Origin of the sequence: Citrobacter sp. KTE30, from assembly GCF_000398825.1 — a bacterium.
GTDB classification, from domain to species: domain Bacteria; phylum Pseudomonadota; class Gammaproteobacteria; order Enterobacterales; family Enterobacteriaceae; genus Citrobacter; species Citrobacter freundii.
In genome coordinates this window covers 2,147,192-2,161,141 of sequence record NZ_KB976055.1, presented here as the reverse complement: position 1 = coordinate 2,161,141, position 13,950 = coordinate 2,147,192, and the positions used below count along the sequence as shown (strand labels likewise).

Annotated in this window: 14 protein-coding genes; 5 read left to right on the top strand and 9 right to left on the bottom strand. The window is 52.7% G+C overall.

Annotation, left to right across the window (positions count from 1 at the left end):
• Positions 1-8 precede the first annotated feature (8 nt).
• Positions 9-665 (bottom strand): CoA transferase subunit B, encoded by a 657-nt coding sequence (locus tag WC1_RS12735; protein WP_003020022.1) that lies wholly within the window; start codon positions 663-665, stop codon positions 9-11.
• 2 nt (positions 666-667) lie between these two features.
• The gene (locus tag WC1_RS12740; protein ID WP_016150250.1) at positions 668-1,375 is read right to left on the bottom strand and encodes a CoA transferase subunit A; all 708 of its coding nucleotides are present in this window, start codon (positions 1,373-1,375) and stop codon (positions 668-670) included.
• A 142-nt stretch (positions 1,376-1,517) separates the two neighbouring features.
• Between WC1_RS12740 and WC1_RS12745 the strand changes: the two genes are divergently transcribed.
• A complete protein-coding gene (locus WC1_RS12745) occupies positions 1,518-2,408 on the top strand; it encodes a LysR family transcriptional regulator (protein WP_003020016.1) in 891 nt (296 codons plus the stop codon).
• 19 nt (positions 2,409-2,427) lie between these two features.
• Here WC1_RS12745 and WC1_RS12750 read toward each other — a convergent pair whose 3' ends face one another.
• Genes WC1_RS12750 through WC1_RS12780 form a run of 7 tightly spaced genes read right to left on the bottom strand, consistent with a single transcriptional unit; the run spans position 2,428 to position 9,345 of the window.
• Entirely contained in the window at positions 2,428-3,363 is a 936-nt protein-coding gene (locus tag WC1_RS12750; protein WP_016150249.1) for an ABC transporter ATP-binding protein, read from the bottom strand.
• The gene (locus tag WC1_RS12755; protein ID WP_003020012.1) at positions 3,356-4,342 is read right to left on the bottom strand and encodes an ABC transporter ATP-binding protein; all 987 of its coding nucleotides are present in this window, start codon (positions 4,340-4,342) and stop codon (positions 3,356-3,358) included. The genes WC1_RS12750 and WC1_RS12755 overlap by 8 nt, the downstream gene beginning before the upstream one ends.
• On the bottom strand, positions 4,339-5,235 hold the full coding sequence (gene ddpC / locus WC1_RS12760) for a D,D-dipeptide ABC transporter permease (RefSeq protein WP_003843682.1): 897 nt from the start codon (positions 5,233-5,235) through the stop codon (positions 4,339-4,341). Before ddpC ends, WC1_RS12755 begins: the two co-directional genes overlap by 4 nt.
• A complete protein-coding gene (locus WC1_RS12765) occupies positions 5,232-6,254 on the bottom strand; it encodes an ABC transporter permease (RefSeq protein ID WP_003020008.1) in 1,023 nt (340 codons plus the stop codon). The genes ddpC and WC1_RS12765 overlap by 4 nt, the downstream gene beginning before the upstream one ends.
• A 44-nt stretch (positions 6,255-6,298) precedes the next feature.
• The gene (locus tag WC1_RS12770; protein ID WP_003843680.1) at positions 6,299-7,861 is read right to left on the bottom strand and encodes an ABC transporter substrate-binding protein; all 1,563 of its coding nucleotides are present in this window, start codon (positions 7,859-7,861) and stop codon (positions 6,299-6,301) included.
• A gap of 15 nt (positions 7,862-7,876) precedes the next feature.
• Positions 7,877-8,464, bottom strand: coding sequence for a D-alanyl-D-alanine dipeptidase (gene ddpX, locus WC1_RS12775; RefSeq protein WP_003020004.1), 588 nt, complete (start codon positions 8,462-8,464; stop codon positions 7,877-7,879).
• Between the two features lie 14 nt (positions 8,465-8,478).
• Positions 8,479-9,345 carry a MurR/RpiR family transcriptional regulator gene (locus WC1_RS12780; RefSeq protein WP_003843679.1) on the bottom strand — a complete coding sequence of 289 codons (867 nt, stop codon included), beginning with the start codon at positions 9,343-9,345 and terminating at the stop codon, positions 8,479-8,481.
• A 401-nt stretch (positions 9,346-9,746) separates the two neighbouring features.
• Between WC1_RS12780 and hdeB the strand changes: the two genes are divergently transcribed.
• From hdeB to WC1_RS12800, 4 genes are all read left to right on the top strand, one after another.
• Positions 9,747-10,076: an acid-activated periplasmic chaperone HdeB gene (hdeB, locus tag WC1_RS12785; protein WP_003019999.1), complete on the top strand. Its 330-nt coding sequence runs from the start codon at positions 9,747-9,749 to the stop codon at positions 10,074-10,076.
• Between the two features lie 155 nt (positions 10,077-10,231).
• The gene (locus WC1_RS12790) at positions 10,232-12,175 is read left to right on the top strand and encodes a methyl-accepting chemotaxis protein (protein WP_003843677.1); all 1,944 of its coding nucleotides are present in this window, start codon (positions 10,232-10,234) and stop codon (positions 12,173-12,175) included.
• Between the two features lie 179 nt (positions 12,176-12,354).
• Positions 12,355-12,669 (top strand): helix-turn-helix domain-containing protein, encoded by a 315-nt coding sequence (locus WC1_RS12795; protein WP_003836258.1) that lies wholly within the window; start codon positions 12,355-12,357, stop codon positions 12,667-12,669.
• Complete coding sequence (locus WC1_RS12800) at positions 12,662-13,933, top strand: type II toxin-antitoxin system HipA family toxin (protein ID WP_016150248.1); 1,272 nt, start codon at positions 12,662-12,664, stop codon at positions 13,931-13,933. The genes WC1_RS12795 and WC1_RS12800 overlap by 8 nt, the downstream gene beginning before the upstream one ends.
• The last annotated feature ends 17 nt before the right edge of the window (positions 13,934-13,950 follow it).

Sequence of the window (13,950 nt, the reverse complement as noted above, 5' to 3'; positions counted from 1 at the left end):
TCAGCTCCTCAGTTAAATTGCATTTCGGGGACAGTTTCGGGCACGATCAGCTTGCCGGCGGTTCTGGCGACGATTTCATCCACACTGATACCCGGGGCGCGTTCACGCAGAATGAACGCCCCGTCGGCAATTTCCAGCAGAGCCAGGTCGGTAAGCACGCGTTTGATGCAGGCCACGCCGGTCAACGGCAGGGTGCAGGCGGGAAGCAGTTTGGACTCACCGCTTTTGGAAGCATGGGTCATTACCACGATGATGTTGTCGGCTCCGGCAACCAGGTCCATCGCGCCGCCCATGCCTTTCACCATTTTTCCGGGGATCATCCATGAGGCGATATTGCCGTTAACATCGACTTCAAACGCACCGAGCACCGTCAGATCAACGTGGCCGCCGCGGATCATGGCGAAGGATTGCGCAGAGTCGAAAATCGCCGCGCCTTTGCGCGCCGTCACGGTCTGTTTCCCGGCGTTAATCATGTCGGCATCAATTTCGTCTTCTGTGGGAAACGGCCCCATACCCAGCAAACCATTCTCTGATTGCAGCATCACGTCCATGCCATCAGGGATATAATTTGCCACCAGAGTGGGAATGCCGATCCCAAGGTTGACGTAATAACCGTCGCGCAGCTCGCGGGCGACGCGCATCGCCATTTGTTCACGCGTTAACATGGTCAGGCTCCTTTCTGGCGCAGGGTGCGTTGTTCAATACGTTTTTCAAACTGCCCCTGAATAATGCGGTTAACGAAAATTCCGGGAGTGTGAATCGCTGCAGGGTCCAGTTCTCCGGGAGGGACAATCTCTTCGACTTCCACGACGGTAATGCGCCCGGCGGCGGCCATCAGCGGATTAAAGTTCTGTGCGGTGTGGCGATAGATGACGTTGCCGTACCAGTCGGCTTTCCAGCCTTTAACCAATGCAAAATCACCGGTTATCGCCTGTTCAAGGATGTAAGGGCGTCCGGCAAACTCGCGAACCTCTTTCCCTTCCGCTACGGGGGTTCCATATCCAGTCGCGGTAAAAAATGCCGGGATCCCCGCGCCGCCCGCGCGCAACTGCTCTGCCAGCGTACCCTGTGGCGTCAGGATGGCTTCCAGTTCGCCGCTAAGCACCTGCTTCTCAAACAGGGCGTTTTCCCCTACATAGGACGCGACCACTTTGCGCACCTGGCGCGTTTCCAGCAGTACGCCAAGGCCAAAGTCATCCACGCCACAGTTGTTTGATACAACGGTAAGTCCCTGTACTTCTCGACGGCGTACTTCGGTAATCAGGTTTTCAGGGATCCCACATAAACCAAAACCGCCCGCCAGCAGCGTCATGTTGTCGGTCAGTCCTTCCAGCGCCTCTTGATAAGTGGCAACACGTTTATCCAGTCCAGCCATACACTTGCCTCCCCAGTTGTCCTTGCCGACATCATTGGGGGTGAAAAATGATTTGTTAATTTTAAATTTGTGACTCACTCATTGGGTTTTTTTATCAATTTAATGTTAATTAAAGGTATTCAACAAGTTAAAGGAATGCGAAATGGGAATGAGCATCAAACAGTTACGCGCGTTTTTAGCGGTAGCTCACACTCTGAATTTTGCTCATGCCAGTGAAAGACTGAACATGTCGCAACCCGCATTAAGCCTGGCGATTAAAGGACTGGAAGATTCGCTGGGAGGGGCGTTACTGTTGAGAACCACCCGCAAAGTGACTCTGACGCAGGAGGGAGAAACGCTGCTGAATATGGGGAGACAGCTGCTGGCGGACTGGGAGAATACGGAAGAAGCCATGCGCCAACGCTTTACGCTACAGCGCGGTAAAATCTCGATCGCCGCCATGCCCTCATTTGCCGCTAACGTCCTGCCATCGGTACTGAAAACGTTTCGTGATTCTTATTCTGGTATCAACGTAACGGTTCATGATGTGATCAATGAACACGTGATTGAAATGGTCAGTGAAGGGCGGGTCGAGATGGGCATAGCCTTCGAGCCGGACTATTCGGGACATCTGCATTTCACGCCGCTCGGCGTGGATCGTTTTATCGCGATTGTGCCGCCAACCTGTCGGCTGGCAGACAGGGATCGTATTGCATGGCGCGAACTGCTGACGCTGGATTTCATCACCTTGCAACGTCCGTCAGCCGTGCGGCTGATGCTGGAAGAACAACTGGTGCAAAGCGGACATACGCTGGAAGTAGCGCTGGAGAGCCATCAATTAGTAACCGTTGGCCGTCTGGTGGCTAACGGTCTGGGCGGTAGCGCCGTACCTGCACTATGCCGCACGCAAATGACAGAGTTAGGCGCAACCTGTATCGATCTGGATACTCCAGTGATCCAGCGTCGGATCGGGGTTTTGCGTTCGGCACATCATAAATTATCTACTGCTTCCGAGGTGCTGGTGGATTCACTGAAAAAGGCGTATCGCACCTGACTTTTCACTACGGCTCAGGTCATGTAACCGCCCGCCAGCAGCGAACGTCACATCCGGTATCACTTTTCAGTAATGCCTGTTTCTTCTCACAACCGCGGGTCGCTAACGGACATCTGTCACGAAAAAAACAGCCCTGTGGCAGGGTTCGATTCCCCGGGAGTTCTGTTTTCCGCAACACCAAATCTTCCGCCAGCGGCGCGCCCGTTTTAGGGACAGAGTCCAGCAATAATCGCGTGTAAGGATGGGCAGGTTGAGTGAGAACCCGCTGCGCATCGCCCAGCTCAACAATTTGCCCGAGGTACATCACCGCCACACGGTCGCTCATATGGCGGACCACCGACACGTTATGCGATATCAATACGTAGGTCAGATTTCTGCGCGCCTGAAGTGACACCAGAAGATTGAGAATTTGCGCCTGCACAGAGATATCCAGTGCTGAAGTGGGCTCATCGAGGACGATAACATCCGGCTCTGACGATAGCGCCCGGGCGATGGCAATACGCTGGCGTTGTCCACCTGAAAACGCATGCGGCAGACGGTCGAGATATTCCGGGCGGATGCCTACCTGTTGGGCTAAATCTTCAGCAAGCATGCGGCGCTCACGTTCCGGACTTCGTTTTTGGATCCATACCGGCTCAGTGATCGTGCGCCACACCGGTAAGCGAGGATCCAGCGATGAAAGAGGGTCCTGAAAGACCATTTGCATACCGTTATGCTGTTTATCACCACGGCGAGAATAGCTTCCCTGGCTGGGTTTCAGCATGCCCATCAGCAGTTGCGCCAGCGTACTTTTTCCACAACCGGATTCGCCAACAATCCCCAGCGTTTCACCCTGGCGAATCTGTAAATCCAGACCGTTGAGCGCATGCACCCGTTCCGTAACCTTGCCAAGCCAGTTTTTACGCGCAGGAAAGTTGACATGAACATCCTGCAGCGCCAGAAAAAAATCAGACATGTGTTGTCTCCAGTTGTGGATACCAGCAGGCAGATTGTTGATCTACGCCTCCCTGACTACTTAACGCAGGCGTTTCTTCACAACGAGGACCAGCGGCAAAACAGCGCTCACGAAATGCGCATCCGGCAGGTAAGCAGGTTAGGTTCGGTACGGTGCCGGGGATCGCAGGTAACAATGCGCGTGGTTCGCCGTGTTCCGGCGCGCATTTCAGCAAGCCGATGGAATAGGGATGCGTCGGACGTTGAATAACGGTTTGCGTCGGGCCACTCTCAATCACGCTCCCGGCATACATGACGTACAACCGGTCGCATAACTGTGAAACCACCGCCATATCATGACTGATAAATAACACGGCTGTTCCGCTGGCCCGTGCTTTTAACTTCAGCAAACGCAGCACCTGCAGTTGCACCGTGACGTCCAGCGCGGTGGTCGGTTCATCGGCAATAATAAGCTCTGGCTCGCACGAAAAGGCCAGCGCAATCATCACGCGTTGGCGCATCCCGCCGGAAAGCTCAAACGGAAATCGTTTCATGACCTCCGGCGCGTCCGGGATTTGCATCTCTTCGAGTAGAGCGACGGCTTTATGACGGGCATCCGTGCGGCTTAACGCCTGGTGATGGCGGATTACCTCCACCATTTGCTGGCCGATACGCCGGGTCGGATTCAGTGCCGTCATGGGCTCCTGAAAGATCATCGCGACGCGTGCGCCGCGCCATTGGCGCATTTGTTTCTCACTGGCGTTGAGCACATCTTCACCCAGCAGTGAAACGCGTCCCTGGTGAATACGATAGCTTCCCTCCGGAAGCAGACGCATGGTGAGCATGGCGGTCACGGACTTACCGGAACCGGATTCACCCACCACACCAACGATTTCTCCACGGTTGATGTGCAGTGATACATGGTTCAGCGCATGCACATCAGCTTTATAGCCGGGGAAACTCAGATGTAAATCTTCGATTTCCAGTACGGGTTGTGTCATGACTGTTTTCCTCCGGCTTTCGGATCAAGCAGATCGCGAATACCATCGCCAAAGAGATTAAAGCCCACGGCGGTAATCAGAATGGCCGCGCCGGGAAAAGCGCAATACCACCACTGATCAAGCACATAATTGCGGCCAATTGCGACCATCGCGCCCCATTCAGCGCTCGGCTGCTGTGCGCCCAGACCAATAAACCCGAGCGTGGCGGCCATCAGGATCGCACTGCCGATATCCAGCGAGGCCTGCACGATGAGCGGGGGCAGCGAATTGCGTAAAATGTGCCAGCTAATCAGATGCCAGCGTGAAGCCCCGTAAGTGCGCGCCGCCTGTACATAGGTGAACTGACGCACCACTAACGTCTGACCGCGTGCGAGGCGCACATAGAAAGGGATACGGACGATGGCAATCGCCAGCATGGCGTTAAACAGGCTGGGGCCCAGCGCGGCGGCCAACGCCATCGTCAGCACCAGCGAAGGAATGGACAGCATAATGTCCATCATCCGCATAATTATCGCGTCGGCGCGCCCGCCCATGACACCCGACAAGCAGCCCAGCAGTGATCCCAATCCCCCGGCGATACCCACCACCACCAGACCCGCAACGACCGACTGCTGACTTCCTACCAGAACGCGACTGAACAGATCGCGACCGACTTCATCGGTACCAAACCAGTGAGCGGCTGACGGGGGCAGCAGGCGCGCACTCAAATTGATGGCATTAGGATCGTGTGGCGTTATCCACGGCGACAGCACCATCAGCAGCAGTATCAATACGATGATGACCCCGCCAACCAGCGTCAGCGGGCTACTTTTCATCATCCAGAACAGTTTGGCCCAGTCCGTGCGGCGGCGTGCTGTCTGAGGGGCGGTCGGCATTTCTTGTGTGAGCATCATTCAGCACCTCCACGTCCAATTCGAGGATCTACCCACAAATAGAGCAAATCCACCACCAGGTTGACCAGCACATAGGCGAACGAGACCACCACGGCAAATCCCATTACCGCCGGGAAGTCGAGTGCCTGAATTGAGGTCACCACCCAAGCGCCCATGCCTGGCCAGGCAAAGACCGTTTCGGTCAATACCGCACCGTAGAGCAGATCGCCCAGCGCCAGACCGAGGACGGTGATTGATGGGATGAGAGCGTTAGGCAATGCATAGCACAGCACGATGTACCAGCCCGGTAACCCGCTGGCGCGGGCGGTACGAATGTAATCTTCACTCAGTTGCTCCAGCATGGCGGAACGAATCTGGCGGGCAACGATCCCAAGATGTACAAAAGCCAGTGTCAGCGACGGCAAAATCAGGTGCTGAAGCGCATTGAAAAAGACTTCGCCGTTGCCTTCCAGCAGTGCATCAATCAGGTAGAACCCGGTGACGTGAGCAGGTGGATCCAGCCAGTCGTCTAAACGTCCACCGCCGGGTAAAATTTGCAGATGACCGTAAAACAGCACGATAACCCCCAGCCCCAGCCAGAATGCTGGCGTGGAGATACCGGTAATTGCCATTAGCCGAACAAGGTGATCAAGCCAGCGGTTACGCCAGACCGCAGATAAAATACCCAGCGGGATACCTATCACCAGCGCCAGCAACAAAGAGCAGAAAGCCAGCTCAAGGGTAGCGGGGAAGAAAATGCGCAGTTCATCCAGTACCGGACGCCCGGTGCGAATGGAGGTGCCTAAATCGCCGTGAAAAATGTCGCTGACATAGCGAAAAAACTGGACATACAGCGGTTGATTCAGCCCCAGCTGTTGGCGAATATTTTCGACAATTTCATCGCTGGCGCGGTCGCCCGCCAGCAGCCGTGCGGGGTCGCCAGGTATCAGATGTGAAATAATAAAGGTGATTACGCAAACACCGATAACCACCAGAATAAGTCCCCAGCATCGCTGGCGCAAAATACTCCAGAACGTCATTAGCTTCCCCTTGCGGAGCCAGAGCGGCTCCGCGTAAACGTGGCTTATTTACTCATGGTGGAGATATTGAAGACCTGTTCCAGCATGGGGTTGAATACAAATCCTTTGACGTCTTTGTTCATCGCCAACTGATAGTTTTTCTGGAATAAATAGACGTAGGCCGCTTCATCAATCACGATGGTTTGCGCCTGCTGGTAGTCATTGGTTCTGGCCACCTGATCGGTCGTAGCCAGCGCGCTACGTAGCAGCTTATCGACCTCACTGTTTTCATAGAACGAACGGTTACCCGGCAAGCCTTTCTTATCTGACTCAAACCAGTAGTTCATAAACATGTACGGGTCGGCAAAATCCGGACTCCAGTTGCCAATGGCAATGTCGTAATCGCCTTTGCCCACGCGGTCACGCATGGTGGCGTTCGCCAGTTTTTCCAGCTTCACCTTAATGCCCAGTTTGCCAAGGCTTGCCTGGGTAGCGAGCGCGATAGGTTCCCAGTTTGGATCATTATCTGAGTACAGGAAGCTCAGGCTTTCAGGTTTGGTGGCAACTTTGTCCCACGCTGCTTTGGCTTTGGCTTCATCGAAGCTGTACTGCATGGCCTTATCGTCAAAACCCCACATGCCTTCGGGGATTGGGCCACGCATTTGCTTTCCATTGCCGCTCAGGATCCCGTTGACCATGCCTTTATAATCGGTGGCCCACGAGATAGCGCGGCGTAAATCCACCTGATTGAGCGGGGCCTTACTGTTGTTGAGATACAGATAAGTCACGCGCAATGAGGGATAATCCGCCACGTTCACTTTGCCTTCCTGTTTTAAAGCAGCAAGCTGGTCAACAGGAAGCGCATCGGCAATGTCGATATCGCCACGGGACAGTTGCAGGCGACGGGAGGCGCTTTCACCAATGATTTTGACTGAGACGCGCTTAAACGTCGGTTTTGTACCGGCATAATGCGGGTTAGGCACCAGCACCAGTTGTTGTCCCTTTTGCCAACTCTTCAGCATGAAGGGACCAGAGCCTGCCGTGTTCTGTGCCAGGAATCCGCGGGCATCGTCTGCGGCATGCTCTTTTAAGATGGCCGGGTTAATGATTGAGGCACCGTCATTTGCCAGCGTATACAGAAACGGAGCAAACGGCTGGCTGAGGGTAAACTTCACCGTGGTGTTATCAATGGCCTCAACCTTCAGATCTTTCGGGAAAGCCTCCGCAGGTCCCTGACCAATCTTGAGCAATCGTTCGAAGGATTGCTTTACCGCATCAGCCGTCACCGGTGTTCCGTCGGCGAATTTGGCATCGTTTTTCAGGGTAAACGTCCACTCTTTCTGGTCGTCCGAGGCTTTCCAGCCGCTGGCTAAATCGCCTTCAACTTCCGTGGAACCTTTACCACCATCTGTTTTGTACTGAACCAACCGCTGGTAAGAGGGATAGGTGACCGTCCAGTCATTGTTATCTATGGTCACAGCGGGATCGAGCGTCTGCGGATCGGCGGCTTTACCAATCACTAACATATCTTTGGGAACGGCAGCCTGCGCGGCAGGCAGGGCTACCGCTAACGCAACGGCTATCAGAGCGGGGCGGAAAAAAGCGTTTAACGCAGGTGTAGTCTTCATAACCAGGCTCCAGAATTAAAGGGGATGTTGTGTTGTTATAGACGTGACAGTGTAACAATCTATTTGATCGTCAAGCAGCGGGTAACGGGCGGCATCAGGTAATTCAAAATGCCACCATTCGCTGTTAATACCGACAAAACCACCACCAAACATAATGGCATTGAGCAGCAGGCGGTTACGCTGCGCTGCCGGAGGAACAGACGGATGCCAGGCATGGGAACGGTCGTGCATTTCATCAAAACCGGCCCCCATATCAAGGAGATGGCCGCGATCGTCCATCAACGTGACGTCAATGGCCGTACCCCGACTGTGATTGGAACCAATGGCAACATCGACAACATATTGCGGGTCGGGACAGGCATTCCACAGTATCGCCTGCGCCTGCTGGGGGCGATACGCGTCGTACACCACCAGCGACAAGCCCGCCAGTTGCGCAATGCTGATGCTTTTTGCCAGCGCGGTTACCGCCTCGGTGTGCAACAGGCAACGCGCTTCCCTGTAGATAGGTGCGCCGGTAATGTTGTCGGCAGTAGCGTATTTAAGATCGATATGCAGCGACGGAAATATCACCGACAGATCGACCAGTTCTGGGAGTTCTGACATAGCACGTTTCCTGTTTATTGTTCGAATTGACCAAATTGTTGTTGTAACTGGCGATTAGTTTGCAGGCGTCCTGCGAGGGCGTCACCCAGTTGCGCCACCACCGCAGAAAGTAATAAGTTGAACAGACAGCTCACCGGTGCCAGTGAGTCCCAGAAATGTCCGGTGTCGGTTTTTACCTGAAGCAAATCAATGGAATAATCCCTGGCCCATGGGCACCACACATCGGTAATTAGCGCCAGCGGAATGCAGCGTTCAGTGGCGACACGGCAATATTGTCGCGAAATAGCGGAGTAGGCGCGCATATCGGTAATAACCACGTAAGGCTTGCTGAATCCCGAGTTCAGCGACTCTACCCAACTGCCGGAAAGACCTTCGGAGTAGCTGACTTTAGGTCGCAGATATTCCAGGTGACTAAAAAAGGCGTTAGCGATCCCACGGGTGGACTGGATCCCGAGGATGTACACGGCTTCCGCATGCGCCAACTGCTGTGCAATGCGTAGAAAAGTCTCACCCTGAGCAAGTTGGTAGACGTGGGTAATGGCGTCGATTTCCAGTAACAGCGACTGGTGCGCCCGATCTGGCAGGCTTTGTTGCTGGTGCCAGGAATCCAGTCGTTCATTCATTCCCCAGGGCTGATAAGGAACTACAGGCAGCTCACGCAGACTGGCTTTTGCATCCTCCAGGTTACGAAAGCCCAGTTTACGCAGATAACGTCCGACGGTAATGCCGCTGGTTCCGGTCGCTTTAGCGATGCCATCCGCGGTTTCAAATGGGATCTGCACAGCATGGGCTAACAGCCACCCAGCCACGCGCTTTTCGCTGGGCGTCAGCTGGCTAAAGGTTTGCTCTATGCGGGTAAATAACTCTGGTTTGGCTGTCATTACCTTCTCGCTGTTACTTGTCTGTCAGATTACGGCTCACTGTTAGCGAATTAACAATGCAGGACGCGTGCCAAGCTGCTAACAGCGGCATGCTGGCTGTTTTTGTTAAAACTCCGCTCAAATTCGTTAACTAATGATCAACATTTGTGCAGCGTAGTTCAGTTTTGGTGCAACGGCAGAGGAAGCGGGGTATGAATCTGCTGATTTCGTCGGAACGATCACATTGTGAGCAATATTTATCCCTAAGACATAAGAATCAGTAATTGAAAATATAAATTTCAGCCATATCAATAACACCAATCTTTATTCTTATGACTATAAGGGTATTATTTTTCACGAGCTACATTAACGGTGTTAAGCGCAAGTGTAGATATTATTTATATTATACATGGAGTACTACAATGAATAAATTCTCCCTTTCTACAGCAGGTATTCTGGTCGCAGCGCTGTTAACCAGTGTCAGCGTCAATGCAGCAACAGATAACGCTAAAACTGAAGTGACTCCGAAAGGCATGAACTGTCAGGAGTTTATTGATTTGAACCCACAAACTATGGCTCCGGTGGCCTTCTGGGTGCTCAATGAAGACGAAGATTTCAAAGGTGGCGATTACGTAGACTATAACGAAACCGTTACGACTGCAGTTCCTCTGACCGTTGAACTTTGTAAGAAACATCCGCAGAGCGAATTAAGTAAAATAAAAGACGAAATCAAAAAAGAATTATCTAAATAAAATTAAGCCGTTATTAAAACCCAGCCAAAGTGCTGGGTTTTGTTATTTGTGACATTGTCACTTTTTTCTTTTGCAATACTTAAGAAATCTTTATAAAGATATAAACGCCTGTGCCGATACTGGATAAAAGTTAGCCTTTTGCAGAAGGAGTTTGTATGGCCTGGTATCCTACTCGTATTTCAACGCGTTTAACCATCGGCGGCATTCTGCTGCTTGCAGTAACGACTATTGTTATCGTGGTGATTATGCTCTGGCGTGGTCAGCCGCGCGTCGTTGAAATCAACACCGCCCTGATCGAAGAAACAGGGCAAGGTTTAACCCGTCAGTTGAGTACCGTATTGTCCCGAATTGAAGGTGAGACAGTCAGCATGTCGCGACTGGCTGAAGTGTTGCCTAACGATGAATCTCTGTATCAAAGCGTCGTTCCGCATCTGATTGGTGAAGGTAAAGACTCGATTATTACCGGCGGCGGCATCTGGCCAGAACCAGACGCCTTCACCGCAGGTGTGGAGAAAAGAAGCTTTTTCTGGGCGCGTAATGCCGAAGGAAAGCTTGTCTATTCCAACGATTATAACGTCGAAGGATCAAGCGGATACCACAATGAAAGCTGGTATCAGCACGCCAAAGGGCAATCACAAAACAACTGCCAATGGTCTGATGTTTACCAGGATGCCAGTTCAGGCGTCAACATGGTGACATGCAGCGTGCCTTATCAGCAGGCGGGCAAGTTTGCCGGTGTCGCTACCACCGATATCCGTCTGGATAACGTCGCAACTTTCATGCAGCAGCAGGGCAACAGTACTGGCGGTTACGCGTTTGTGGTAGACAAGCAGGGACAAATTCTCTATTTCCCGCAGGCCGACCTGGCCAAACATAAAACCATTAACGATCTGGCGCAAAGCGCGCAGTGGCTTATCCCGGTGCAGAACGGTCTGAAATCTTTGCGCCCGACAGATGGGGTGAAGACCATAACGCTGGAAAATGATCTCGTCCTGAATACAGCGTCACAGGTCATGCTGTTCCCGATGCCAGATACCGGCTGGGTCGTAGGGCTTGTGACACCAGAATCACGTATTGTCGGTCTTGCCAAAGTGATGATGCAGGACGTTCTGGAGGTATTGATCCCTATCATGACGCTGTTGCTGGTGGGATCATGGCTGGTGGTTCGTCGACTAATTTCACGTCTCGATGATACTCGTCAGGCTCTTGATGACATCGCGCAGGGAGAAGGTGATCTTACCCGTCGTCTGGATGTTCGCGGCAAAGATGAGATTTCGGCTATCGCCGAGGCGTTTAACCTGTTCGTCGATAAAATCTCGGCCATCCTGATCACCGTCAGAAGCAGTAGCACAGTGGTGGCGAATAACGCCGTTAGCCTGGCTGACAGTAATATGGAGCTTTCATCTCGCGTAACGCAGCAGGCCGCTGCGCTGGAAGAGAGTTCAGCGGCTATGGAGCAGTTAAATGCGACCGTTCATCAAAACGCCAGTAATACACAGTTGGCGGATGAGCTATCCGATAACACAGCGCAAACGGCCAACCGTTGCGGTGATGTGATGCAAGGCGTTATCTCTACGATGGATAATGTCAGCGCCTCATCCGGCAGAATGGTGGAAATTGTCGCAGTCATCGACAGCATTGCGTTCCAGACCAATATTCTCGCCCTGAATGCCGCGGTTGAAGCCGCCAGAGCGGGTGATGCTGGCAGAGGGTTTGCCGTCGTGGCCTCCGAAGTGCGCACGCTGGCTCAGCGCAGTGCCACCGCCGCCCAGGAAATTAAAGCGTTGATTGATGAATCCGTTTCTCATGTTGGTAGCGGAAGTCAGCAAATTCACACTGCCGGCGAACGTCTGGGAGAACTGGTCAGCAATGTGCGTCAGGTACGCCAGTTGATGGGGGAAATACGCGTTGCGGGTGAAGAACAGCGTAAAGGTGTTTCCGAAGTTACGCTCGCCGTTACCGAAATGGACAGCACCGTTCAGCAGAATGCCTCGTTAATTGATGATGCCGCAGCACGGACGCAGGCGCTGAAAGAGGAGGCGGAACAGCTGGCATTGCTGGTCTCTTCTTTCAGATTACCTGAGCCTTCCGTTGCCTGATAACCACATCCTATCCGGGTACAGATCTTGTGCCCGGATAATTCCAGTATAATGGTGCTTAACCATGATTAATTGATTTAACTCCTCTTTATTGTGTCTTACAAAACTTTGAATCATTCTCCTCTTAACTCTATAATATTGGGTGTAAAGTCGTTTTTATTCCAATAAGAGCCAATATTATGGATTTAACGCTCAATACAGCAGCCGATATCGTCAAACTACTTTGCGACAGATTGCGTAAGGAACGGCTCGCGCAGCAAATGACGCAGGCAGATGTTGCCGCGCGTTCAGGTGTCGGTGTGAATACCGTTTCGAATCTGGAGGCCGGTAAAAATGTAGGATTTGAGAATCTGGTCAAAGTCGCGATGGTGTTAGGCTATGGTGACGCGCTGGAGGGCTTATTCAAACCCAGGATCGACAGTCTGGATGATATTTTGCGTTACGAGAAGAGCGCGGCACGCCAGCGGGTGAAAAGGAAAAATACTGATGCCTGAGCAAGTCGATGTCTTTTATGAAGGCTGGGGTGAAAAATGGTTGTGGGGAAAACTGGTGTCTTCCTCAGCCCTGACCGGACGCCCGTTGATCGCCTTTGAATACAGTGAAGACGCTATACGTAAGGGGCTGGAGCTGTCCCGGTTAAGGTTACCGCTGAACGGTCCTCGTTTACGCAGGGATTTCCCGGCTCATCAGTTGGGATTACCAGGCCCCGTGTACGATTCGCTACCTGATGGTTGGGGTATGCTGTTGATGGATCGTTTATTTAAACGCCGTGGACTCAACGCAGCGCGCATAGGACCTCTGGAGAGGTTAACTTGGGTCGGCAATAACGCAATGGGCGCCATGACGTTCCGGCCCGTTCAGTCAGATGTCGAGACGCTTTCAAAAGAGGATGTTCCTCTCGAACAACTGGCATCTGAGGTTCAGGAAGTCCTGAGCGGCGAAGGCGGGGAATTCTTGCAAAAACTGCTCCAGATGGGCGGTTCACCGCAAGGGGCCAGGCCAAAAGCGTTACTTTATCGTGACAGTGTCACGTCAAAGTTCACCACTGCGCCCCTCCCGGAGAGCGAAAGCTGGTTGATTAAATTTCCTGCCAGGCATGAGCATGCTGAGGTATGTGCCATCGAAGCGGTGTATGCTGAATGTTTGCGGCAATGCGGGATCACTACGCCTGATACCGCGTATTTTAATCTGCCTGACGGGCAGGCGGCATTTGCTACCCGCCGTTTCGACCGTGACCAGTCGGTCCGTATTCCTATGCAGAGCCTGGCGGCATTTACCGGTGCAAATTACCAGATACCCGGTGCTTTAGATTACCGGGATTTTCTGCGCGCCACACAGATTTGTACCAATGATGTCAGAGAAAAAGCGAAAGCGTTCGAACGCGTGGTTTTCAACGTGGCATTTAACAACCGCGATGACCATCCCAAAAACTTTGCCTATTTAATGTCAGCCGCAGGAAACTGGACTTTGGCTCCGGCTTACGACGTGACCTGGTGCGAAGGACCCGGCGGGTATCATCAAATGGACGTGCTGGGAGAAGCGCTGGATATCGAAAGAAAGCACCTGCAGCAGCTTGGCGTACAGGAAGCTGAGCTATCAGCTGAGCATGTGAACGCTATAATCGACAAGATCTGCCACCATGCAACAGCGTTAAGCGTTACAGCCAAAGACAAATACGCCGATCAGATAACACAAACTACGCTGAATACGATACAGAAACAGATTAATGATAATGTCCGCCGGTTAATGTCCCTGTGATGCAGAGACAGCCGCTA

Coding starts and splice junctions, on each gene's coding strand:
- WC1_RS12770 (WP_003843680.1), bottom strand. CDS start 7,861: ATGAAGACTACACCTGCGTTAAACGCTTTTTTCCGCCCCGCTCTGATA.
- WC1_RS12780 (WP_003843679.1), bottom strand. CDS start 9,345: ATGACAGCCAAACCAGAGTTATTTACCCGCATAGAGCAAACCTTTAGC.
- ddpC (WP_003843682.1), bottom strand. CDS start 5,235: ATGATGCTCACACAAGAAATGCCGACCGCCCCTCAGACAGCACGCCGC.
- WC1_RS12765 (WP_003020008.1), bottom strand. CDS start 6,254: ATGACGTTCTGGAGTATTTTGCGCCAGCGATGCTGGGGACTTATTCTG.
- WC1_RS12745 (WP_003020016.1), top strand. CDS start 1,518: ATGGGAATGAGCATCAAACAGTTACGCGCGTTTTTAGCGGTAGCTCAC.
- WC1_RS12740 (WP_016150250.1), bottom strand. CDS start 1,375: ATGGCTGGACTGGATAAACGTGTTGCCACTTATCAAGAGGCGCTGGAA.
- ddpX (WP_003020004.1), bottom strand. CDS start 8,464: ATGTCAGAACTCCCAGAACTGGTCGATCTGTCGGTGATATTTCCGTCG.
- WC1_RS12790 (WP_003843677.1), top strand. CDS start 10,232: ATGGCCTGGTATCCTACTCGTATTTCAACGCGTTTAACCATCGGCGGC.
- WC1_RS12755 (WP_003020012.1), bottom strand. CDS start 4,342: ATGACACAACCCGTACTGGAAATCGAAGATTTACATCTGAGTTTCCCC.
- WC1_RS12800 (WP_016150248.1), top strand. CDS start 12,662: ATGCCTGAGCAAGTCGATGTCTTTTATGAAGGCTGGGGTGAAAAATGG.
- WC1_RS12795 (WP_003836258.1), top strand. CDS start 12,355: ATGGATTTAACGCTCAATACAGCAGCCGATATCGTCAAACTACTTTGC.
- WC1_RS12735 (WP_003020022.1), bottom strand. CDS start 665: ATGTTAACGCGTGAACAAATGGCGATGCGCGTCGCCCGCGAGCTGCGC.
- WC1_RS12750 (WP_016150249.1), bottom strand. CDS start 3,363: ATGTCTGATTTTTTTCTGGCGCTGCAGGATGTTCATGTCAACTTTCCT.
- hdeB (WP_003019999.1), top strand. CDS start 9,747: ATGAATAAATTCTCCCTTTCTACAGCAGGTATTCTGGTCGCAGCGCTG.